Origin of the sequence: Tenacibaculum skagerrakense (genome assembly GCF_004345825.1) — a bacterium.
In the GTDB taxonomy this organism is placed as follows: Bacteria; Bacteroidota; Bacteroidia; order Flavobacteriales; family Flavobacteriaceae; genus Polaribacter; species Polaribacter skagerrakensis.
On sequence record NZ_SLXM01000003.1, the window covers coordinates 326,073 to 346,365 of the forward strand.

Here is a 20,293-nt window from a genome sequence, read left to right on the forward strand (position 1 = left end):
TCTATTTTCCTCTAATTCGTTTTTTTCTATTTTGTTCATAGTCTTCAAAAATCATTTCTCCTAATCCTTTCAAACCAGTATAAAATGCTTTTCCTTGATTTGCTTGTGTAAAATGCCTGATAAATTGCATTAAATACGGATCCTGTGCAATCATAAAAGTTGTAATAGGAATATGCAACTTTCTAGCCTGTGAAGCCATGTTGTAACATTTCTCAACAATATAACTATCTAAACCATTACTGTTTTTATAATAACTTCCGTCAGATAAACGTAGACAACTAGGTTTTCCATCGGTAATCATGAAAATTTGTTTGTTAGTGTTTCGCTTTCTTCTCAAAATATCCATGGCTAGTTGTAACCCAGCTACAGTGTTTGTGTGGTAAGGACCTACTTTTAAATACGGTAATTCTTTTACTGATATTGGCCACGCATCATTTCCAAAAACTAAAATATCGATAGTGTCTTTTGGATATCTTGTTTTAATAAGCTCGACTAAAGCCATTGCTACCTTTTTTGCTGGAGTAATTCTATCTTCTCCATACAATATCATACTATGACTAATATCAATCATTAAAACCGTGCTCATTTGCGCTTTAAAATTGGTTTCCTCAACGATCAAATCATGTTCTGTAAGTGAGAAATTACCAATTCCGTTATTAATTTGAGCATTTTTGATGCTTTCAGTCATTGAAATACTATCTAATGCATCTCCAAAATGAAAGTTTCTAAATTCACCAGTATGTTCGTCTCCCTGGCCAATAACTTTTGTTTTATGATTTCCTAGTCGACTTTTTTTGAGTTTACCAAAGATTTGGTCTAACGCATTTTGACGAATTGCTTGCTCTGTTTTTGCCGTAATTTTAATACTACCTTCTCCTTTTCCGTCAGGATTAGTCGTATCAATTTCCTCTCGTATATATCCTTTTCTTTTTAAATCTTCGAGGAAATCATCTAAGGTATATTCTGGAGTAGTTAAATTGTACTCTTTATCTAATTGAGTTAGCCATTCAAAAGCTTCATCAAAATCACCAGAAGTGTAGGTTATTAGTTCTTTAAAAATATCAAACAACTTTTCAAACGGAGAAATATCTTCGGGTTTGTATTTTTCAAATCGTAAGCCTTTTTTAAATTCATTAATCATACTATAAAAATACGGCTATTTGATTTTTTAAACTAATTCGTAGTTTAGTAATATGTTTATTTTAGCATTATTTTAATACTTGATGCATTACAATACAAAAGAGTTACAACTACAATATCAAGGATTCTGTGAGTCTAATTTACTTTGGATTAAAACTTTAAATAAATCATTACAACAAATTGATAATCACAGTAATTATACTAATTTATTTAAACTAAAAATTAATACTAAATTACGCTTAGGAAAACTTGTAGAGCAATTTGTTTTTAATGAACTTTTATTTGACAGCTCAATAAAAATAATTACAGAAAATTTACAAATTCAAGATGACAAAATTACCGTTGGGGAATTGGATTGTATTCTAACAAAAGATGAAAAAATCATTCATTTAGAAATTGTTTACAAGTTTTATCTTTATGACGCCTCTACCGGGAAAAGTGAAATGGAACGCTGGATTGGTCCTAATCGTAGAGATAGTTTTTATGAAAAATATGAAAAACTTGTACACAAACAACTTCCTCTTTTATATCATCCTAAAACCAAAGAAATTCTAGAAACTTATAACCTTCCTGTAAAAAATATTGAGCAAAGAGTATATTTTAAAGCGCAATTGTTTCCTCATATATCAGAAATTGACAATAAGTTCCCGCTGATAAATAACAAATGTATTGAAGGTTTTTATATTTATGAAAAGGAATTAAACCAGTTTATAAATTGTAAATTTTATATACCATCTAAACCTAATTGGTTAGTCAAACCTCATGCAAACGTAGAATGGTTACCTTATGAGAGCTACACATCGTGTCTATCAGAATATTTAGAACAAAAAAATGCTCCACTCTGCTGGTTGAAAAAGCCGAATGGAGTCATTTCTAAATTTTTTGTTGTTTGGTGGCAACACTAAATCAAAGGAATATTCTTAAAATGACTAATCATAAAATAGAGCAATCCACTGATTACAACTGAAGCCACTACAAGATATTTCGCGTAGATTAATAGTTTAGTATTTTTCATACGTAAAAAACATTAAAGGGGTTATTATAGTATAATGACAGTTTAGTTTTAAAATACCCTACCATTATAGTCGAAACTCATAACGTACAAAATTGGAATTTATGTTTTTTGTGATGGAGCAATTTTGTTTTTAGATATTCTCTTTCTTGAGGTAATAAAGTAAACACCTGTTAATAAAATAGCAGAAGCCACTATGGATTGGGCCGTTAATTTTTCATCTAAAAAATACCATCCTAAAAATAGTGCAATTACTGGATTTACATAAGCTGATGTAGATACTTTTTCAGGAGAGATTACCTTTAGAAGATAATTAAAAGCCGTAAAAGCAACGATACTTCCAAAAACAATTAACATTGCTATAGACATCTGAGTTTGATAACTCATTGTTTTAACTGTTGTAATATCCTCTTTAAAAACCTGACTCCAAAACAATAATAAAACACTAGCAATTGTCATTTGATATCCGGTACTTACAAAAAAGTTTTTCGGTAATTCTGCTTTAGAAACAAAAACACTCCCATAACTCCAACTTAACACACAGGATAAAATCATAAAAATTCCGATAATCATTCCCTCCGAAGTAGCTATTTGTTTTTGGCTAACTAATAAATACATACCAAAAACACCTAAACAAACTCCAATGATGGACTTTCGTTGCATTTTCTTCCCATCAATTAAACGCAATAAGAAAAGTACAAATAATGGCTGTGTAGAAGCTAATAATGCCGCAAAACCACTATCAACATATTTTAAGGCCCATACAAAAACTCCGTTTCCATAAACTAGAAATAAAAACCCAGCAATCGTTAAATTTAACAATTGACGTTTACTTATCTTTAACGACTTTTTTAACAATTTTGCTATTAGCAAAATAATTATTCCTGCTGCTCCAAAACGAATTGAAGCTAATAACAATGGTGGTATTTCAGCAACTGCAATTTTATTAAGTAAGTAGGTAGAGCCCCATATTACATAAATTGAAAAAAATGAGACAATGATAAGTAGTTTTGATTTGTTCATTGTACGAAGTTACTTTAAAAACTTAGTTGACTAAAGTTTTTTCTTATTTATAACATATAGCTACTTTTGAGGTCTTAAAATAACAATAATGAATATGGATGTAATTTACGAAGATGCGTATTGTATTTGTGTAACTAAGCCTAACGATGTCGTTGTACATCATGCATATCATTCTAGAAATGTAGTTCATGAAAAATCGTTACTACAGTTATTAGAAGAAGATTTAGGTAGTAAATTTTATCCAGTTCATCGATTAGACAGAAGAACTTCTGGGATTATTTTATTAACAAAGGGAACTCAATACGTATCAGAATTTCAAAAATTATTTACCGATAATAAAATTCAGAAAACGTATTATGGCGTAGTAAGAGGTCACGCTCCTGAAAGTAAAATAATTGATTCTCCTGTTAAAGGAAAAGATAGCAACGTATACAAAGACGCTGAAACACTTCTTGAATGCGTAAAAACTACTATACAGAATATTCCTGTAAAACCATACGATACTTCTAGATACAGTTTGGTAAAACTAACACCAAAAACAGGTAGATTACATCAACTTCGTATTCATATGAATAAAATTAGTAATCCTTTAATAGGCGATGGTAAATATGGAGACAAGAACCATAATGCGATGTATGAAACCAACTTTGGTTGGACAAATTTATTTCTTCACGCAAAATCTTTAGAGTTTGTTCATCCGTTTACAAAAGAGAAATTAAATCTAATATCAGATTTCCCTGAAAATTGGAAAGCTTTATTTAAGGAGTTTGAATGGTAAAAAACATCTGAAGAGATGCTGAAACAAGTTCAGCATGACTAATTTTATTCCAGAAATCTGTAATACCCACATTTTAAATAAGCTCCTTCAGGAAAACCAATTGGGTGGTCTATATCGTGATATGTTTGTAATTCCGTTTTAAAACGACGCTTTCCGCTTTCTAAAACATCTTCATTTATACCAAAAAAATCGTCAGCAACAACTCTAGACGAGCATGAAGCTAATACCAATAATCCTTTTTTATTAGTTAGTTGCGCTCCAAGTTTAGCCAATTGAGCATATTTCTTTTTAGCTAGTTCAATTTCAGAAGCCTGTTTCGCAAAACTTGGTGGATCTATAACAACCACATCAAACGTAACTTTTTTACTAATTAACTTTCTAAGCTCTTCAAAAGCATCTCCAGCTATTGTTTTATGAACACCAACATACTCATTTAACTTTCCGTTTTCTATAGCAATTTCAAGAGCTTGCTTACTAATATCTAAACTTGTAACTTCTTTAGCTCCGTTATACAAGGCATGTACTGAAAAGCCACCTGCATAAGAAAATACATCTAAAACAGTTTTGTTTTTACTAAACTCTCCTACTCGTTTTCTATTTGCTCTGTGATCTAAAAAATATCCTGTTTTATGTCCTTTAATTACATTTGCAGAGAATTTTACGTTATGTTCAACAAATTCAACAACTTCATTTTCTAAAACTCCAAAAACGACATCTCCATCTTTCAAGTTATGATTTGAAGATTTTTGGACATTCCTACTCAAACGAATTACTATGGTTTCAGCTTTTGAAACTTCTTGTAAACTCTTTAAAATAGCTTCCAAAAAAGGTAGCCAAATTTCAGAATACAACTTTACTACCAAAACGCTATCGTAAACATCAGCTATTAAAGATGGAAAACCATCGTTTTCGCCGAATAGTAATCGATAACTATTGGTATTAGTTCTTAATAATTCTGCCCTCTTTTGATAAGCTTTTTCTATTTTCTTATGAAAAAACGCTTCATTTACAACTACTTTTTCTGTAGAAGTATGAATCATTTTAATACGAATCGGTGAATCTACATCATATAAACCAATACCAATAACCTTATTGTTCTTTTTAGCAAAAACAATAGCTAAATCACCCGTTTTAGGATCTTTACTAACTTTTTCAATACTATTAGAAAAAACCCATGGATGATTTTTCATCACATGCTGTTCTCCTTTATTAGAAAGTTTAACTGCTAGGTTTTTGGGTGTGTAACTTGAAACAATTCGTTCACTAAACTCCATACATGATTTATACTAAAATGAACAACAAAAGTACGTATTCAATAAAAACTATGCTCAAAACTTTTTCATTTTAAACTCTATAAAGTTGAATCTTATGAGTACTTTTAAACTCTTATCAAAAACATAACCCTTTCAAATTTTAGAATGACTAAACTACAAGACTCGCTTACATTACCAAACGGAACTGTATTAGCCAACAGAATTGCTAAATCTGCCATGAGTGAAAACTTATCAAATGTAACTCATGAACCTACAGCTGTTTTGATAAACTCTTATAAAGAATGGGCCAAAAGTGGCGCTGGATTATTGATTACTGGCAATGTAATGATTGATAACAAAGCTTTAGGGGAGCCAATGAATGTGGTAGTTGAAGATCATCGTCATTTTAAAAAATTACAAGAATGGGCTGCTACTGTAAAAGGAACTGATACACATCTTTGGGTACAAATTAATCATCCAGGTCGACAAGCAATGGATCAAATTAATAGCGTTTTAAAAGCTCCTTCTGCTATACCTTTAAAATCAAAAAGTAGAAAAAAAGCTACAACAAAAATACCAAAAGCATTAACTGACCTTGAAATTCAAGACATTATCAAACAATTTGGTAATACTGCAAAGATTTTAAAAGAAGCTGGTTTTAACGGTGTTCAAATTCATGGAGCACATGGATATTTAGTAAGTCAGTTTTTATCCCCTTACACGAATGTAAGAAAAGATGAATGGGGAGGTACTTTTGAAAAAAGAGCTCGTTTTGTTTTAGAAATTTATAAGGAGATTCGTGCACAAGTAGGACCAGATTTTCCAATTGGAATTAAATTGAACTCAGCAGATTTTCAAAAAGGAGGTTTTAGCGAAGAAGATTCAATGAAAGTTATTGAGTTACTTTCAGAAGCTGGAATTGATTTAATCGAAATTTCTGGTGGAACTTATGAAGCACCTGCTATGATGATGGGTAATCGTAAACAAAGCACAAAAGAACGAGAAGCTTATTTTATTGATTATATTGAAAAAGCTAGAAAAGTAACCAAAACTCCTTTAATGCTAACCGGAGGTTTTAGAACTGTTTCAGTAATGCAAAATGCTATTGCTTCTGAAAAATTAGATATTGTTGGACTTGCGCGTCCGTTTTGCTTATTTCCAAATATTGCTAATGAAATACTCACTGAAAGTCGTGATACATTTCCAACAGATATTAATAAATCTGGAGTAAAAAGCATCGATGGAATGATGAATATTATTTGGTATGAAGCACAAATAAAGCGCCTAGGCTTAGGTAAATTACCTAAATTAAAACTAAGCGCTTGGTCTGTATTTTTTAACTACCTCTTTTTAATATTGAAGTTTAAGTTGACGAAGAAATAAAACAATGATTACGTTACTATTAACTTTTTTAACTTTTACTTGCATTGCTATAGTTTTTGCAATAATTGATAATATCTATAGAAAAATAATCCAAGTAAAAACAGACAAAGGAATTCACCGATATATTGTATTATTTATTTTTGCTGTTGTAACATTTATTTTTAGAGGTTACATTACTTTTTTCTTTGATATAATATTAAATAAATAAAAAGTATTAGTGTCTACTTTTTAAAACAGCTTCAATATCTTGAAAGGTAAATCCTTTTGCTTTTAACAAAATTAAGTAGTGATATAATAAATCAGCTGCTTCATTGGTGAATAAGTCGTCGTTATTGTCTTTAGCTTCAATTACGACTTCTACGGCTTCTTCTCCAACTTTTTGTGCAACTTTATTTATTCCTCTCTTGAACAACTTATTGGTATATGAAGTCTCTACATTATTATCGATTCTATCGTGAATGATATTTTCTAATTCGTACACAAAACCTTTTGGTGTTTCTTCTGCAAAGCAAGAAGTTGTTCCTTTATGGCAGGTTGGACCTTTAGGTTCAGCTTTTATTAGAATAGTGTCATTATCACAATCAATTTGAATATCTTTTACGAACAAGAAATTACGGCTCTCCTCACCTTTTGTCCACAATCTATTTTTACTTCTGCTAAAGAAGGTTACTTTTTGTTCTTTTTGCGTTTTTTCAAACGCTTCTTCGTTCATATAACCTAACATTAAAACCTGTAATGTTTTACTATTCTGAATAATAACTGGTACTAAACCGTCGTTACTTTTGTTGAAATCTACTTTCATGACTTATTTAAAAAATCAATATAATTCGTTAATAATCCTTTTATTTGTTCGGCAGCTACTGGATTTGCAGAGTGTACTTTGAATTGTAAACTTCTTAAATCTAAACCTGATTCGTATACTAACCATTTTGCAGCAGCATAACCATCAAGAGCAACTTCTCCGTTTTTATCTAATCCCAAATCATTATCAAAACTGATAAAATCAGGCAATCCGTTTTTTTGAACATATAAAACAAATTCCTCATACGTTCTTACAATATCAAATTCTTTTTCTTGAGATTCATCGTAAACCATATCTATGGTTCTTAAATCATCTAAAAACAATTTCTTTTTCATTTTTGTTTTTATTTGTCATTGCGATCCCGTCCCGATGCTTCGGGATCGGGAGAAGCAACCAGTTAATCGACAGTTAGATTACTTCAAATTCTAACTTCGACTTACTCTGTAAGCTATCTTCAAACAAAATTTATTTTGTTTTCAATAATGCTCAGTCACCATTTTCGTAATGACGTTTATTTATTTTAAATCCTAACTGGAATATTTTGCGCTTTTAACGCTTGTTTTAATTCTGGAATTGGAATTTCACCGAAGTGAAAAACACTTGCAGCTAGAGCAGCATCAGATTTTCCTTCTGTGAATGTATCAATGAAATGTTGGACAGATCCAGCTCCTCCAGAAGCAATAATTGGAATATTCAATTCATCCGATAGTCTTGCCAAAGCTTTATTTGCAAATCCAGCTTTTGTACCATCATTATCCATTGATGTGAATAGGATTTCCCCTGCTCCTCTTTGTTCAACTTCTTTAGCCCAATCAAATAAATTCAATTCAGTTGGAATTGTTCCTCCAGCCAAATGAACTTTCCATTCTCCGTCAACTTGTTTTGCATCAATGGCAACAACTACACATTGACTTCCAAATTTTTGTGACAATTCATTTATTAACTCTGGTCTTTTAACCGCTGATGAATTGATCGAAACTTTATCTGCTCCACATTTTAATAAAGCATCTACGTGTTCTACAGAAGAAATTCCGCCGCCAACCGTAAACGGAATGTTTACTTGTGCTGCAACCTTTTCTACCATATCTAAAGTAGTTCCTCTATTTTCTAATGTAGCTGCTATATCTAAAAATACTAGCTCATCTGCACCCAATTCTGCATATTGCTTTGCTAAAACCACTGGATCACCAGCATCTATTAAGTTTACAAAATTGACTCCTTTTACGGTTCTTCCATTTTTAATATCCAAACAAGGAACGATTCTTTTTGTTAACATATCTTATTTGTCAGGTCGAGCGCAGTCGAGACCTTGTTTTTAACTTTGATAAATGTCCTCTCGACTGCGCTCGAGGTGACATCATATTATATTTTATTTATTAATAATAAATTGCTCAAGTTCTTTTAAGCTGATTTTATTCTCGTAAATAGCTTTCCCTACAATAACACCTTCACAACCTAGTTCTTGTACTTTAAATAAATCATGTAAATTAGAAACTCCACCACTCGCTATAAGTTTAACTTTAGTTGTTTCTAAAATTTCCTTATACAACTCATTTGAGGTTCCTTCTAACATTCCGTCTTTAGCAACATCTGTACAAATTACATACTCAGCTCCAATTTCTTCGTAATCGACAATAAACTCAACAACATCAACCACAGAAGTTTCCATCCAACCATGAGTAGCTACTTTTCTGTTTTTACAATCTGCTCCCAAAATGATTCTCTCAGAACCATAATTTTTCAACCAATTGATAAAAACATCTGGATTCTTTACAGCAATACTTCCTCCAGTTATTTGGTTTGCTCCACTTTCAAATGCAATTTTAGCATCTTCATCAGATTTTAAACCACCTCCAAAATCTATTTTTAAATTGGTTTTCGAAGCAATTTGCTCTAATACTTTATGATTTACAATGTGTTTAGACTTTGCCCCATCTAAATCAACTACATGTAAATACTCAATACCAGCATCTTCAAATTGTTTAGCAACTTCTAACGGATTTTCGTTGTAAATTTTCTTTGTGTTGTAATCCCCTTTTGTTAAACGAACACATTTTCCTTCAATAATGTCAATTGCAGGTATTATTCTCATATTCAATATTAAATTTTAGAAGTTAAATTTTAGAAAAACTATTATTTAACTTTTTGTTTTAGCTGATTTCTTTTAGTTGTATTTATTGACGAAACCATAATTGCTAATAATTCTGAAGCTTCCTTTTTTAATATTTCCACTTCTTCTTTATATTCTGGAAGTATTTCTTCAAAAATCTCTAACCAATATATACTCTCATCTATCTCTTCTTCTACTATTTTTAATATATTAATAAAATCTGCTGTTGATTTTGCTCGTTGAGAAGCTCTGTAATTTGCACCAACTGAACTAGAGCTTCTTATCAATTGATTTACATAAGCATTGTATTCTCGTGACTTGGGTATTTTAAAACAAAACTTCCAACAATTCAAGGCAAAAACCTTTGTTCTATTAATAATTTGATTTTTCATAGCAATTGTATTTTTAAATTATAACTTTTAACTTCTAATATCAAGAAAATTCCTAAGAATTTTCTCCCCTTCAACACCACTTTTTTCTGGGTGAAACTGAGTTCCATAAAAATTATCTTTATGTAAAGCTGTTGCATAGTTTATTCCATAATCCGTTGTTGCGATTGCATATTTACAATTCTCAGCAAAATAACTATGTACCAAATACATGTATTCGTTTTCTTTAATTCCTTTGAATAAATCTGACTTTAAATTTGAAATTGTGTTCCATCCCATTTGAGGAACTTTTAACTCCTTAGAAAAACGTTTAATTTCTACATCAAAAATTCCTAATCCCTCTGTATTTCCTTCTTCTGATGAAGTACACATTAATTGCATACCCAAACAAATACCTAACACAGGTTGTTTTAATGTTGGAATAACTTTATCCAAGACACTTTCTCTTAATTTATTCATTGCTGAACTTGCTTCTCCCACACCTGGAAAAATAACTTTATCAGCATTTTGTATTTCTTCTACGTTATTGGTCAACACTGCATCTACACCTAGCCTTTTAAAGGCAAATTGTATGCTTTTTATGTTTCCCGCTCCGTAATCTATAATGACTAATTTCATTTTTGTTTTAATTTAACGTCATTACGAATGAAACTTATGGAATGAAGTAATCTTACTTTTTAAAAGATTCCTTCGTCTCTTTCGCTCCTCGGAATGACGACTATAATTTAAAGGACACCTTTAGTTGATGGTAAAAACATTTTATTGGCATCACGTTTTACAGCCATTTTTATAGCTTTAGCAAATGCTTTAAATATTCCTTCGATTTTGTGGTGCTCATTAACTCCTTCTGCTTTTACATTTAAGTTACATTTAGCCCCGTCTGTAAATGATTTGAATAAGTGGAAGAACATTTCTGTTGGCATATCTCCAATTTTCTCTCTCTTAAACTCTGCATCCCATTCTAACCAATTTCTACCACCAAAATCAACCGCAACTTGTGCTAAACAATCATCCATTGGTAAACAGAATCCATATCGCTCAATACCTAACTTATTACCTACTGCTTTATAAAAAACTTCTCCTAAAGCAATCATTGTATCTTCAATAGTGTGGTGTTCATCAACTTCTAAATCACCATCAACTTTTATGGTTAAATCCATTGCTCCGTGGCGACCAATTTGGTCTAACATGTGGTCAAAGAATTTTAATCCAGTACTAATATCGTTTTTACCTGAACCATCTAAATTCAACTTAATATAAATCTTAGTTTCATTAGTATTTCTGGTAATCTCAGCAACACGATCTTCTAACTTTAAAAACTCATAAATCTCTTTCCAATCTGTACTTGTTAATGCAATACAATCAATGATTTCTTGTTTGGAAGCTTCTATTTCATCTGCGCCTAATTCTGGATTCTCAGACAAATAAATCCCCTTTGCTCCTAAATTCTTTGCTAATTCCATATCTGTAATGCGATCTCCTAGTACAAAAGAGTTTTCTAAATCATACTCCTCCGAAAAATATTGCGTTAACAAACCTGTTCTTGGCTTACGAGTTGGTGCGTTTTCAGCAGCAAAAGTTCTATCAATAAACACTTCAGAAAAAACAACACCTTCTTTAGCAAAAGCATCAATAACTTTATTTTGAGCAGGCCAAAATGTATCTTCTGGAAAAGAATCGGTTCCTAAACCATCTTGATTGGTAACCATAACCAACTCAAAATCTAATTCTTCGGCAATTTTAGCCATGTATTGGAATACTTTTGGATAAAATTCTAACTTTTCTAAACTATCTAACTGATAATCTACAGGTGGTTCTAAAACTAAAGTTCCATCTCTATCTATAAATAATACTTTTTTCATGATTTACTTGTTAATCATTCCTGAACTTGATTCAGGATTTTGTTTTAATTATTACTGTCACTTCGAGCGTAGTCGAGAAGTAAATTAGGTCTCGACTTCGCTCGACCTGACATTTAACTTATATTTTTTAGTGCTTCAATTAATCTCTCATTTTCTTCAGGAGTCCCAACTGTAATTCTGATACAATTATTAATCACCTTATTTCGGTTTCTAATAATTACCTTTCTTTCTATGAGGTAATTATACGTTTTATCTGCATCATCTACATTTACCAATAAGAAATTGGCATCTGAAGGGTAAATTTTATTTACTTTTTTAATACTTGCCAAGCGTTGCTTTAACCTGCTTCTTTCTTCTAAAATAATGTCAATGTTTTTTTGTACATCTGAGAAATTATGTAATGATTCTAGAACTGCATCTTGATTTAAAACACTCACATTATAAGGAGGTTTAACTCTATTATACAAATCTAAAATTGCATTGTTTGTATATGCTACTCCTACTCTAACACCTGCTAATCCCCAAGCTTTACTGAAGGTTTGACTAACAATTAAATTAGGATACTCATTAATCTTTTCAATAAAGGATTTTTTAGAACTAAAATCGATATACGCTTCATCAATAATAACAACACCTTCAAAATTCTCGATAATATACTCAACATCATCTGTATTTAAAGTATTTCCTGTAGGATTATTAGGAGAACATACAAAGATTATCTTTACTAAAGGATCATCTAAATATGGTTGTAATTGATTTAAATTAATCTGAAAATCGTTGATTAACGGTTGTTTAATCAACTCAATATTATTGATATCAGCAGAAACATCATACATTCCGTAGGTTGGAGAAAACGTTAAAGCTTTATCAACTCCAGGTTCACAAAAAATACGAAATGCTAAATCGATAACTTCATCACTTCCATTTCCAATAAAAATTTGATCCGTACTTACATTTTTAATCTTCGCTAATTTCTCTTTGATTTTGATTTGCTGCGGATCTGGATAACGATTTAAGTTTCCATAAGGATTTTCATTTGCATCTAAAAACACATCTGCAGTTCCTTTAAACTCATCTCTTGCAGAAGAATACGGAGTTAAATTCCATATATTTTTTCTAACTATTTTTTCTAAACTAAACATTTCTAAACTTATTTTTTTAGAACTGTAGCTTCGACTCCGCTCAGCTACCTTTTTGGTGATTGAGCGTAGTCGAAATCACAATTGTAATGATTTTAAACGTAATGTAACTGCATTTTTGTGAGCTTGTAAACCTTCAGCTTCCGCCATTAACTCAATAGTATTTCCGATATTTTGAATTCCTTCTTTTGATAATTTTTGGAATGTAATTTTCTTTACAAAACTATCTAAAGATACACCACTATAATTTTTAGCATAACCATAGGTTGGTAACGTATGATTGGTTCCTGAAGCATAATCTCCAGCACTTTCACAACTATAGTTTCCTAAGAAAACAGAACCGGCATTTGTTATCTTTTCTATGAAATCGTCAGCTTTTTCAGAAGCTATAATTAAGTGTTCCGGAGCATACTCATTACTAAAATCAATTCCTTCTTCAATCGAATCAAAATAGACAGTTCTACTGTTTTCTAATGCTTTTTGAGCGATATCTTTTCTTGGCAATTCATTTACTTGTTTTTCTAATTCATTTTCAATTTCCCCAATAATTCCCTTGTTGTTTGATACTAAAATCACCTGACTATCTGTTCCGTGCTCTGCTTGCGATAATAAATCAGCAGCTACAAAACTTGGGTTTGAAGTTTCATCAGCAATCACCAAAACTTCACTTGGTCCAGCTGGCATATCAATAGCAACTCCATATTCTTGAACTAATTCCTTAGCCTTAGTAACAAACTGATTTCCTGGTCCGAAAATTTTATACACTTGAGGAATCGTTTCTGTTCCAAAAGTCATAGCTCCAATTGCTTGCGCTCCTCCAACTTTAAATATTTTAGTAACTCCAACAAGATTTGCTGTATATAAAATTACAGGATTTACTTTTCCTTCCTTATTAGGCGGTGTACATAATACAATCTCATTACAACTAGCAACTTTTGCAGGAACCGCTAACATCAAAATTGTTGAAAATAATGGCGCTGTTCCTCCAGGAATGTATAAACCAACTTTTTCAATTCCCACAGATTTTCTCCAGCATTGAACACCTTTTGTTGTTTCAATTATTTTTGGCTCTTCTTTCTGAGAAGTGTGAAAAACATCAATATTATTTCTAGCTTGTTCAATAGCCTTCTTCAACTCTTCTGAAACTTGAGTTTTTGCCTCTTCAATTTCTTCATTAGAAACTTCAAGGCTTACTAATTTAGCGTTATCAAACTTTTCAGCAAATGCATATAAAGCCTCGTCTTTATTCCCCTTTACATTTTCTAAAATAGCTGTAACTATTTCGTTTAGTTCTGACTTATCAAACTGTGCTCTTCTACAAAGCTCATTCCAGGTACTTTTATCCGGGTTTGTATAAACTTTCATTCTAATATTCCTTTTTTGTCATTGCGATTGAAAAGAAGCAATCTCGATCTCAAAAATTAGATTCCTTCACTCATTCTTCTTTCGGAATGACGTTATAATTTTTACTGAATCATGTTTTCAATTGGACAAACCAAAATTCCTTCTGCACCAGCTGCACGAAGTTCATCAATTACATCCCAAAAATCATTTTTATTAATAACCGAGTGAACTGAACTCCAACCTTCTTGTGCTAAAGGTAAAATAGTTGGACTTTTAATTCCTGGTAAAATTCTAATGATATCATCTACTTTATTGTTTGGGGCATTAAGTAGCACATACTTGTTCATTCTACCTGCTAAAACTGATTGCAATCGGAATTGAATTTTATCTAAAATTGCTTGGTTGGCTTCAGAGATTTGAGGTGATTTTACTAAAACAGCTTCCGATTTTAATAAAACTTCAATCTCTTTTAAATTGTTTTTAAACAAAGTACTTCCACTTGAAACAATATCACAAATAGCATCTGCTAAACCAATATTTGGAGCGATTTCTACAGAACCATTAATAATGTGCAAATTGGCATCAACACCTGCTTTTTCTAAAAATTTTTCTACTGTTTTAGGATAAGAAGTTGCAATTTTTTTTCCTGCTAAATCTGCTAAACATTTAGCATTAGAGGTTTTAGGAACAGCTATAGAAACTCTACATTTAGAAAATCCTAATTTTTCTACTACTTCAATGTTATTGCCTTTTTCGATGATTAAATTCTCACCAATTATGGCAATATCAACCACTCCATCTCTTAAATATTGTGGAATATCTCCATTTCTTAAAAAGAAAACTTCAAGAGGAAAATTACGTGCAGAAGCTTTTAACTGGTCTTTTCCATTATCAATTGAAATTCCAATTGCTTTTAAAAGTTGTAAGGAATCTTCGTTTAATCTTCCTGATTTTTGAACTGCTAATCTTAGTTTACTCATTTTTAGTATTTGTGTTGTTGTTTGAGTAAACCTTTGGAATTAATTCTGAGTTATATAGAATTAAAAAATCCGTTTGATTTACTCAAACGGATTTTAAATTTTATGTTTTTTATTACGTACATATCATTATCAATTCGCCTGAGTGCAAATATGAAAATGATGATGATGTAATTGAATAAATGTCATTGTAATAATTTTACGATTGCAAATTTAAGTGATATTAGTTTTAATTTCCAAATTTTATTCAAAAATATTATCAATTTTAAAATTAGTTTATTTTACTTAACTTGTTTGCTTAACCTCAAACCATTTAAAAATGAAAAAAAACATTTTAGCACTAGGAACTTCATTAAACAAAAAAGAACAACAATCTATTAGCGGAGGAGCACGTCCAAGATGCTTTAGCCATAGAGACTGCTTTCTTATCACTGGAGATAGAACAGACAGATGTATTAACAACTATTGTTTTTTCTACTAAACTTTTCATTTTAAGTTAAACTGAATACTCAAAATCATTATTTTCGCGGTTTTATAATTAAATCGTCATGATATCAGTAGATCAGTTAACAGTTGAATTTAATGGAAACGCATTATTTAGCGATGTATCATTCGTTATAAACGAAAATGATAAAATCGCTTTAATGGGAAAAAATGGAGCAGGAAAATCAACTATGATGAAAATAATAGCTGGTTTAACTGCTCCTACTAAAGGTGCTGTACGCTCTCCAAAAGACACCGTAATTGCTTATTTACCACAACATTTATTAATAGAAGACGATTGCACTGTAAAAGAAGAAGCATCCAAGGCGTTTCAAGCTGTGTTTGAAATGAAGGCTGAAATGGATGAATTAAATAAGCAATTAGAAACTAGAACTGATTATGAATCGGAAGCGTATATGAAAATCATAGAGCGTGTTTCTGATTTGGGTGAAAAATATTATGCTTTAGAAGAAATAAATTATGAAGCTGAAGTTGAAAAAGCATTAAAAGGGTTAGGTTTTATACAAGAGGATTTTAACAGAGCAACTTCTGAATTTAGTGGAGGTTGGCGTATGCGAATCGAATTAGCTAAAATTTTACTACAAAAACCTGATTTAATTTTATTGGATGAGCCTACTAACCACGTAGATATTGAATCTGTAATTTGGCTAGAAAACTTCCTATTAAACAAAGCTAAAGCTGTTGTTGTAATTTCCCATGATAAAGCATTTATTGATAATATCACCAATAGAACTATCGAAGTAACTATGGGAACTATTCATGATTACAAAGCGAATTATTCTCATTATTTAGAACTACGAAAAGAAAGACGTGCACATCAATTAAAAGCATATCAAGAACAACAAAAATTTATAGCGGATACTAAAGCTTTTATCGAACGATTTAAAGGAACCTATTCTAAAACAAATCAAGTCGCTTCGAGAGAACGTATGCTAGAAAAATTAGTTCCAGTTGAAATTGATGAAGTAGATACATCTGCTTTAAAACTTCGCTTTCCTCCTTCTCCAAGATCAGGTGATTATCCCGTAAAAGTTAACGATTTAACCAAAAAATATGAAGATCATGTGGTTTTTGAAAACGCAAGTTTTTCTATTGCTCGTGGAGAAAAAGTTTCTTTTGTAGGAAGAAACGGAGAAGGAAAATCAACCATGATTAAAGCCATTATGGGTGAAATTGATTTTGAAGGAGAATGTGGTTTAGGTCATAATGCTAAAGTTGGATATTTTGCTCAAAATCAAGCTTCTTTATTGGATCCAGAATTAACTATTTTTCAAACTGTTGATGAAGTTGCAGAAGGTGATATTAGAACGCAGATAAAGAATATTTTAGGTCGTTTTATGTTTAGTGGAGACGATTTAGAAAAGAAAGTGAAAGTACTTTCTGGAGGTGAAAGAACGCGTTTGGCAATGGTTAAATTACTATTGGAACCTGTGAATCTTTTAATTTTAGATGAGCCTACAAACCACTTAGATTTAAAATCTAAAGACGTAATTAAAGAAGCTTTATTAAACTTTGATGGAACTTTGATTTTAGTATCTCACGATCGTGACTTTTTACAAGGCTTATCTGAAAAAGTATTTGAATTTAAAGATAAACGAGTAATTGAACACTTTGAGACTATTGATGCCTTTTTAGAGAGAAACAATATCAAAGCTTTAAAAGAGATTGATTTGTAAAAATCAATGAATGTCATTTCTGCGAAGGCAGAAATCTTATTATTTTTAACTTAAAAAATTCATGATGAGATTCCTGCCTTCGCAGGAATGACAAAATACAGCGTTCAATTCTTCAAAGAAAAACCAGTTGGAATAGTTATTAAATCAACTACAAAAGTGTCTCCAAATAATGATGCTTAATATGATACAACTCTTTTAAGTCTTCAATCTTTTTATCGATTGATTCTGTGTCTTTTTTCTTAGTTGATTTACTTCCTACCAACATCACATTTTTGTGAGTGTGCTCACTACTTATAAATTCAAAAACTTTAGTATTATACTGATGTTTTTCTAACAATAAAGCTCTAATCGTATCCGTAACCATTTCAAATTGTCTTTCTTTGAAAATACCATACTTTAACAACGGACTCTCCTGCTCTATTCCTTTTACTTGTTGACGAACTTGTTTATGACAACACGGAGCACAAACAATCAACTCAGCATTCGCAACTAGACCTTTATAAATAGCATCATCCGTTGCGGTATCACAAGCATGTAAGGCAATTAAAATATCGATTTTACTATTGTCGTATTCTTCTATTCGTTGAGCTACAAAATTCAAATTATTAAAATCACATTTTTGAGCAATATCATTACAAAAAGCTACCAAATTTTGGCGTAACTCAATTCCAGTGATAGATACGTTATAGTTCCTGATATTGATTAAATAATCGTACAAAGCAAACGTTAAATATCCTTTACCAGATCCCATATCTACGATATGCAATTGCTTATCTGTGTTCACAGAAACTAATAAATTCTCAATAATTTCAAGGTACTTATTAATTTGACGGTATTTGTCTGCCATCTTAGGAATTATAGTATAATTTTCATCTGTTATCCCTAAAAACTGTAAATACTTACTTTCCAGTAAAATGCGTTTTGTTTTTGGTTTATCGTGAACTTCTGGTAATTTATTCTTAAAACTCGGAGCAGCTTTTCTTATTGAAGTCTTCTTCTTCTTAGAAATCATGACCATTACATCATTTTCAAGTGTAAACAATGTAACAGCACGAAACTTTTCTTCTAACAAAATTGAAAGCTCATCAAACCCATCTTCTAAACTAAAATTCTTAGTTTGATCGTTAGTAGTATATCTGTATGTAAATTGTAATTGTTGCTCTTCTTTAATAACAACAGAACGAACATATACATTAGGTAAACCAAAACTTTTACTAATTGGTTTACTTAAAGTTATTTTCACAAAAATATCGTTAGCAATACTATTCCTTATGTCACTAAAAAACTGTTCCAAATCATTCATGGAACAAAGATATCTAGAAAATTAATGGAATGATGAATTTGTAATACAAAATTAACAACACCACAGCTATACAATTTAGCAAAACACCTGCTCTTACCATTTGTTTCACCTTAATATAACCACTTGCAAAAACAATTGCATTTGGCGGAGTAGCCATTGGCAACATAAAAGCACAACTAGAAGCCATTGTAACAGGAATTAAAACATGTAATAATGGAACATCAAATCCAATAGCTATACCAGCAATTACAGGTGCTAATACCGCAACCAATGCCACATTACTCATTAATTCAGTCATAAATAACATTAAAACAATTAATAAGCTTATAACAACAAAAGCATTAAAACCACTATTACTAATCGATTCGGTTATTACATCTACAACTCCACTTGAAGCCATTCCTTTGGCAAGAGATAATCCACCTCCGAATAAAATTAAAATTCCCCATGCGAGTTTCTCAGTATCTTTCCATTCCAAAATAAATATTCCTTTTTTAAAACTCATAGGAATTACAAATAACGATACTGCTCCGATTAAACTAATTATAGTATCAGAAAGCTTTAATCCTGGGAAAACTTCATTGATAATTGTTCTTGTAATCCATAAAAACACCGTTACCCCAAAAACCTTTAAAACTCTTTTTTCTTCACTTGAAATTTTTCCAAGTTTCTTAAGCTCAGTATCAATAACATTTTGAGTGCTCACAAAATTGATATCATTACACGGAAACATTAATTTGGTTAATACCAAATAAGTACTTAAAACCATTAAAATGGAAAAAGGCAACCCCATTACCATCCATTTTACAAATGATATTTGGATATTATATTGATTTTCTAACAAACCTATTAAAACTGAATTTGGAGGTGTACCAATAACGGTTGCTATTCCACCTGCATTGGCTGCAAATGCAATTCCCAACATGATGTTCAAAGCAAAATTTCGATCTTTTTTGGTAAAACCATCTTCATCATTGGTTAATAATTTTACAACTGATAAAGCAATTGGTAACATTACCACAGTACTAGCAGTATTACTTATCCACATACTCATAAAAGCAGTTGCAATCATGAATCCTAAAATAACTTTATTAGGTGTAGTTCCTGTTATTCTAACTATTGTTAATGCTATTCGTTTATGTAGATTGACTTTTTCTAATGCCAACGCTAAAATAAAACCACCAAAAAATAAAAATATAATAGGACTCCCATAATTTGCGCCTACTTCTCCTATTGGCATCACTTTTAAAAGCGGAAATAAAATTAAGGGTAGCAAAGAAGTTACAGCAATATGAACAGCTTCTGTAATCCACCAAATAATCATCCATAAAGCTACGGCAATAACAGCATCGGCAGAATCAGAAATTAATGAGAATGGTAATAGTTGTAAAACAATAAAAACCAGTGGAGCCAGCAATAAACCAATTCTTTTAGAAATAGACATATTATAATCTTATTATATGGAGTCCAAATCTATTAAAAAATACCTTAAGCATTAGGTTGACTAAATCACTCTGTACTGAAAGTACAGAGGTTTTATTATACTGGGGACTAAAAGTCCCCTTTTTCATTCTAATATAAAATTAGAATTATCCGAG

At 31.1% G+C, this 20,293-nt stretch carries 20 protein-coding genes; 5 read left to right on the top strand and 15 right to left on the bottom strand.

Annotation, left to right across the window (positions count from 1 at the left end; translation table 11 throughout):
* Window position 1: 1 nt before the first annotated feature.
* Window positions 2–1,141, bottom strand: coding sequence for a vWA domain-containing protein (locus EV195_RS07575; protein ID WP_132794328.1), 1,140 nt, complete (start codon window positions 1,139–1,141; stop codon window positions 2–4).
* An 82-nt stretch (window positions 1,142–1,223) separates the two neighbouring features.
* Between EV195_RS07575 and EV195_RS07580 the strand changes: the two genes are divergently transcribed.
* Window positions 1,224–2,045 (top strand): DUF1853 family protein, encoded by an 822-nt coding sequence (locus EV195_RS07580; RefSeq protein WP_132794329.1) that lies wholly within the window; start codon window positions 1,224–1,226, stop codon window positions 2,043–2,045.
* Window positions 2,046–2,254: 209 nt separating this feature from the next.
* On the opposite strand, the gene EV195_RS07585 is transcribed toward EV195_RS07580, so the two are convergent.
* Window positions 2,255–3,175, bottom strand: coding sequence for an EamA family transporter (locus EV195_RS07585; RefSeq protein WP_132794330.1), 921 nt, complete (start codon window positions 3,173–3,175; stop codon window positions 2,255–2,257).
* A gap of 88 nt (window positions 3,176–3,263) precedes the next feature.
* On the opposite strand from EV195_RS07585, the gene EV195_RS07590 reads away from it, so the two are divergent.
* Complete coding sequence (locus EV195_RS07590) at window positions 3,264–3,953, top strand: pseudouridine synthase (RefSeq protein WP_132794331.1); 690 nt, start codon at window positions 3,264–3,266, stop codon at window positions 3,951–3,953.
* A 44-nt stretch (window positions 3,954–3,997) separates the two neighbouring features.
* Here the strand turns inward: EV195_RS07590 and EV195_RS07595 are convergent, their stop codons facing one another.
* Window positions 3,998–5,227, bottom strand: coding sequence for a class I SAM-dependent rRNA methyltransferase (locus EV195_RS07595; RefSeq protein WP_132794332.1), 1,230 nt, complete (start codon window positions 5,225–5,227; stop codon window positions 3,998–4,000).
* Between the two features lie 144 nt (window positions 5,228–5,371).
* On the opposite strand from EV195_RS07595, the gene EV195_RS07600 reads away from it, so the two are divergent.
* Window positions 5,372–6,589 (top strand): NADH:flavin oxidoreductase/NADH oxidase family protein, encoded by a 1,218-nt coding sequence (locus tag EV195_RS07600; protein WP_132794333.1) that lies wholly within the window; start codon window positions 5,372–5,374, stop codon window positions 6,587–6,589.
* Between the two features lie 214 nt (window positions 6,590–6,803).
* Here the strand turns inward: EV195_RS07600 and hisIE are convergent, their stop codons facing one another.
* From hisIE to hisG, 10 genes are all read right to left on the bottom strand, one after another.
* On the bottom strand, window positions 6,804–7,391 hold the full coding sequence (gene hisIE / locus EV195_RS07605; protein WP_132794334.1) for a bifunctional phosphoribosyl-AMP cyclohydrolase/phosphoribosyl-ATP diphosphatase HisIE: 588 nt from the start codon (window positions 7,389–7,391) through the stop codon (window positions 6,804–6,806).
* Window positions 7,388–7,726: a cyclic-phosphate processing receiver domain-containing protein gene (locus EV195_RS07610; RefSeq protein ID WP_132794335.1), complete on the bottom strand. Its 339-nt coding sequence runs from the start codon at window positions 7,724–7,726 to the stop codon at window positions 7,388–7,390. The genes hisIE and EV195_RS07610 overlap by 4 nt, the downstream gene beginning before the upstream one ends.
* 185 nt (window positions 7,727–7,911) lie before the next feature.
* Window positions 7,912–8,667: an imidazole glycerol phosphate synthase subunit HisF gene (gene hisF, locus EV195_RS07615; RefSeq protein WP_132794336.1), complete on the bottom strand. Its 756-nt coding sequence runs from the start codon at window positions 8,665–8,667 to the stop codon at window positions 7,912–7,914.
* Window positions 8,668–8,760: 93 nt separating this feature from the next.
* Window positions 8,761–9,483 (bottom strand): 1-(5-phosphoribosyl)-5-[(5-phosphoribosylamino)methylideneamino]imidazole-4-carboxamide isomerase, encoded by a 723-nt coding sequence (gene hisA / locus EV195_RS07620; protein ID WP_132794337.1) that lies wholly within the window; start codon window positions 9,481–9,483, stop codon window positions 8,761–8,763.
* Window positions 9,484–9,524: 41 nt separating this feature from the next.
* The gene (locus tag EV195_RS07625) at window positions 9,525–9,893 is read right to left on the bottom strand and encodes a four helix bundle protein (RefSeq protein WP_132794338.1); all 369 of its coding nucleotides are present in this window, start codon (window positions 9,891–9,893) and stop codon (window positions 9,525–9,527) included.
* Between the two features lie 27 nt (window positions 9,894–9,920).
* Entirely contained in the window at window positions 9,921–10,508 is a 588-nt protein-coding gene (gene hisH, locus EV195_RS07630) for an imidazole glycerol phosphate synthase subunit HisH (protein ID WP_132794339.1), read from the bottom strand.
* A gap of 107 nt (window positions 10,509–10,615) precedes the next feature.
* Window positions 10,616–11,752 (bottom strand): bifunctional histidinol-phosphatase/imidazoleglycerol-phosphate dehydratase HisB, encoded by a 1,137-nt coding sequence (gene hisB / locus EV195_RS07635; RefSeq protein WP_132794340.1) that lies wholly within the window; start codon window positions 11,750–11,752, stop codon window positions 10,616–10,618.
* A 113-nt stretch (window positions 11,753–11,865) separates the two neighbouring features.
* A complete protein-coding gene (gene hisC / locus EV195_RS07640) occupies window positions 11,866–12,894 on the bottom strand; it encodes a histidinol-phosphate transaminase (protein WP_132794341.1) in 1,029 nt (342 codons plus the stop codon).
* A 75-nt stretch (window positions 12,895–12,969) separates the two neighbouring features.
* Window positions 12,970–14,256 (bottom strand): histidinol dehydrogenase, encoded by a 1,287-nt coding sequence (gene hisD / locus EV195_RS07645; protein WP_132794342.1) that lies wholly within the window; start codon window positions 14,254–14,256, stop codon window positions 12,970–12,972.
* 101 nt (window positions 14,257–14,357) lie between these two features.
* Window positions 14,358–15,215: an ATP phosphoribosyltransferase gene (hisG, locus tag EV195_RS07650; protein WP_132794343.1), complete on the bottom strand. Its 858-nt coding sequence runs from the start codon at window positions 15,213–15,215 to the stop codon at window positions 14,358–14,360.
* Window positions 15,216–15,531: 316 nt separating this feature from the next.
* Between hisG and EV195_RS16665 the strand changes: the two genes are divergently transcribed.
* Entirely contained in the window at window positions 15,532–15,693 is a 162-nt protein-coding gene (locus tag EV195_RS16665) for a hypothetical protein (RefSeq protein ID WP_165915703.1), read from the top strand.
* A 67-nt stretch (window positions 15,694–15,760) separates the two neighbouring features.
* The gene (locus tag EV195_RS07655) at window positions 15,761–17,392 is read left to right on the top strand and encodes an ABC-F family ATP-binding cassette domain-containing protein (protein WP_132794344.1); all 1,632 of its coding nucleotides are present in this window, start codon (window positions 15,761–15,763) and stop codon (window positions 17,390–17,392) included.
* Window positions 17,393–17,540: 148 nt separating this feature from the next.
* Here the strand turns inward: EV195_RS07655 and EV195_RS07660 are convergent, their stop codons facing one another.
* Both EV195_RS07660 and EV195_RS07665 read right to left on the bottom strand, forming a co-directional pair.
* A complete protein-coding gene (locus tag EV195_RS07660; RefSeq protein WP_243693089.1) occupies window positions 17,541–18,635 on the bottom strand; it encodes a class I SAM-dependent methyltransferase in 1,095 nt (364 codons plus the stop codon).
* A gap of 73 nt (window positions 18,636–18,708) precedes the next feature.
* Window positions 18,709–20,139 carry an SLC13 family permease gene (locus tag EV195_RS07665; RefSeq protein ID WP_132794346.1) on the bottom strand — a complete coding sequence of 477 codons (1,431 nt, stop codon included), beginning with the start codon at window positions 20,137–20,139 and terminating at the stop codon, window positions 18,709–18,711.
* Window positions 20,140–20,293: the final 154 nt, after the last annotated feature.

Excerpts from the sequence above, each read along its gene's own strand:
- EV195_RS07575 (WP_132794328.1), bottom strand. The coding sequence starts at position 1,141 with ATGATTAATGAATTTAAAAAAGGCTTACGATTTGAAAAATACAAACCC.
- EV195_RS07580 (WP_132794329.1), top strand. The coding sequence starts at position 1,224 with ATGCATTACAATACAAAAGAGTTACAACTACAATATCAAGGATTCTGT.
- EV195_RS07585 (WP_132794330.1), bottom strand. The coding sequence starts at position 3,175 with ATGAACAAATCAAAACTACTTATCATTGTCTCATTTTTTTCAATTTAT.
- EV195_RS07590 (WP_132794331.1), top strand. The coding sequence starts at position 3,264 with ATGAATATGGATGTAATTTACGAAGATGCGTATTGTATTTGTGTAACT.
- EV195_RS07595 (WP_132794332.1), bottom strand. The coding sequence starts at position 5,227 with ATGGAGTTTAGTGAACGAATTGTTTCAAGTTACACACCCAAAAACCTA.
- EV195_RS07600 (WP_132794333.1), top strand. The coding sequence starts at position 5,372 with ATGACTAAACTACAAGACTCGCTTACATTACCAAACGGAACTGTATTA.
- hisIE (WP_132794334.1), bottom strand. The coding sequence starts at position 7,391 with ATGAAAGTAGATTTCAACAAAAGTAACGACGGTTTAGTACCAGTTATT.
- EV195_RS07610 (WP_132794335.1), bottom strand. The coding sequence starts at position 7,726 with ATGAAAAAGAAATTGTTTTTAGATGATTTAAGAACCATAGATATGGTT.
- hisF (WP_132794336.1), bottom strand. The coding sequence starts at position 8,667 with ATGTTAACAAAAAGAATCGTTCCTTGTTTGGATATTAAAAATGGAAGA.
- hisA (WP_132794337.1), bottom strand. The coding sequence starts at position 9,483 with ATGAGAATAATACCTGCAATTGACATTATTGAAGGAAAATGTGTTCGT.
- EV195_RS07625 (WP_132794338.1), bottom strand. The coding sequence starts at position 9,893 with ATGAAAAATCAAATTATTAATAGAACAAAGGTTTTTGCCTTGAATTGT.
- hisH (WP_132794339.1), bottom strand. The coding sequence starts at position 10,508 with ATGAAATTAGTCATTATAGATTACGGAGCGGGAAACATAAAAAGCATA.
- hisB (WP_132794340.1), bottom strand. The coding sequence starts at position 11,752 with ATGAAAAAAGTATTATTTATAGATAGAGATGGAACTTTAGTTTTAGAA.
- hisC (WP_132794341.1), bottom strand. The coding sequence starts at position 12,894 with ATGTTTAGTTTAGAAAAAATAGTTAGAAAAAATATATGGAATTTAACT.
- hisD (WP_132794342.1), bottom strand. The coding sequence starts at position 14,256 with ATGAAAGTTTATACAAACCCGGATAAAAGTACCTGGAATGAGCTTTGT.
- hisG (WP_132794343.1), bottom strand. The coding sequence starts at position 15,215 with ATGAGTAAACTAAGATTAGCAGTTCAAAAATCAGGAAGATTAAACGAA.
- EV195_RS16665 (WP_165915703.1), top strand. The coding sequence starts at position 15,532 with ATGAAAAAAAACATTTTAGCACTAGGAACTTCATTAAACAAAAAAGAA.
- EV195_RS07655 (WP_132794344.1), top strand. The coding sequence starts at position 15,761 with ATGATATCAGTAGATCAGTTAACAGTTGAATTTAATGGAAACGCATTA.
- EV195_RS07665 (WP_132794346.1), bottom strand. The coding sequence starts at position 20,139 with ATGTCTATTTCTAAAAGAATTGGTTTATTGCTGGCTCCACTGGTTTTT.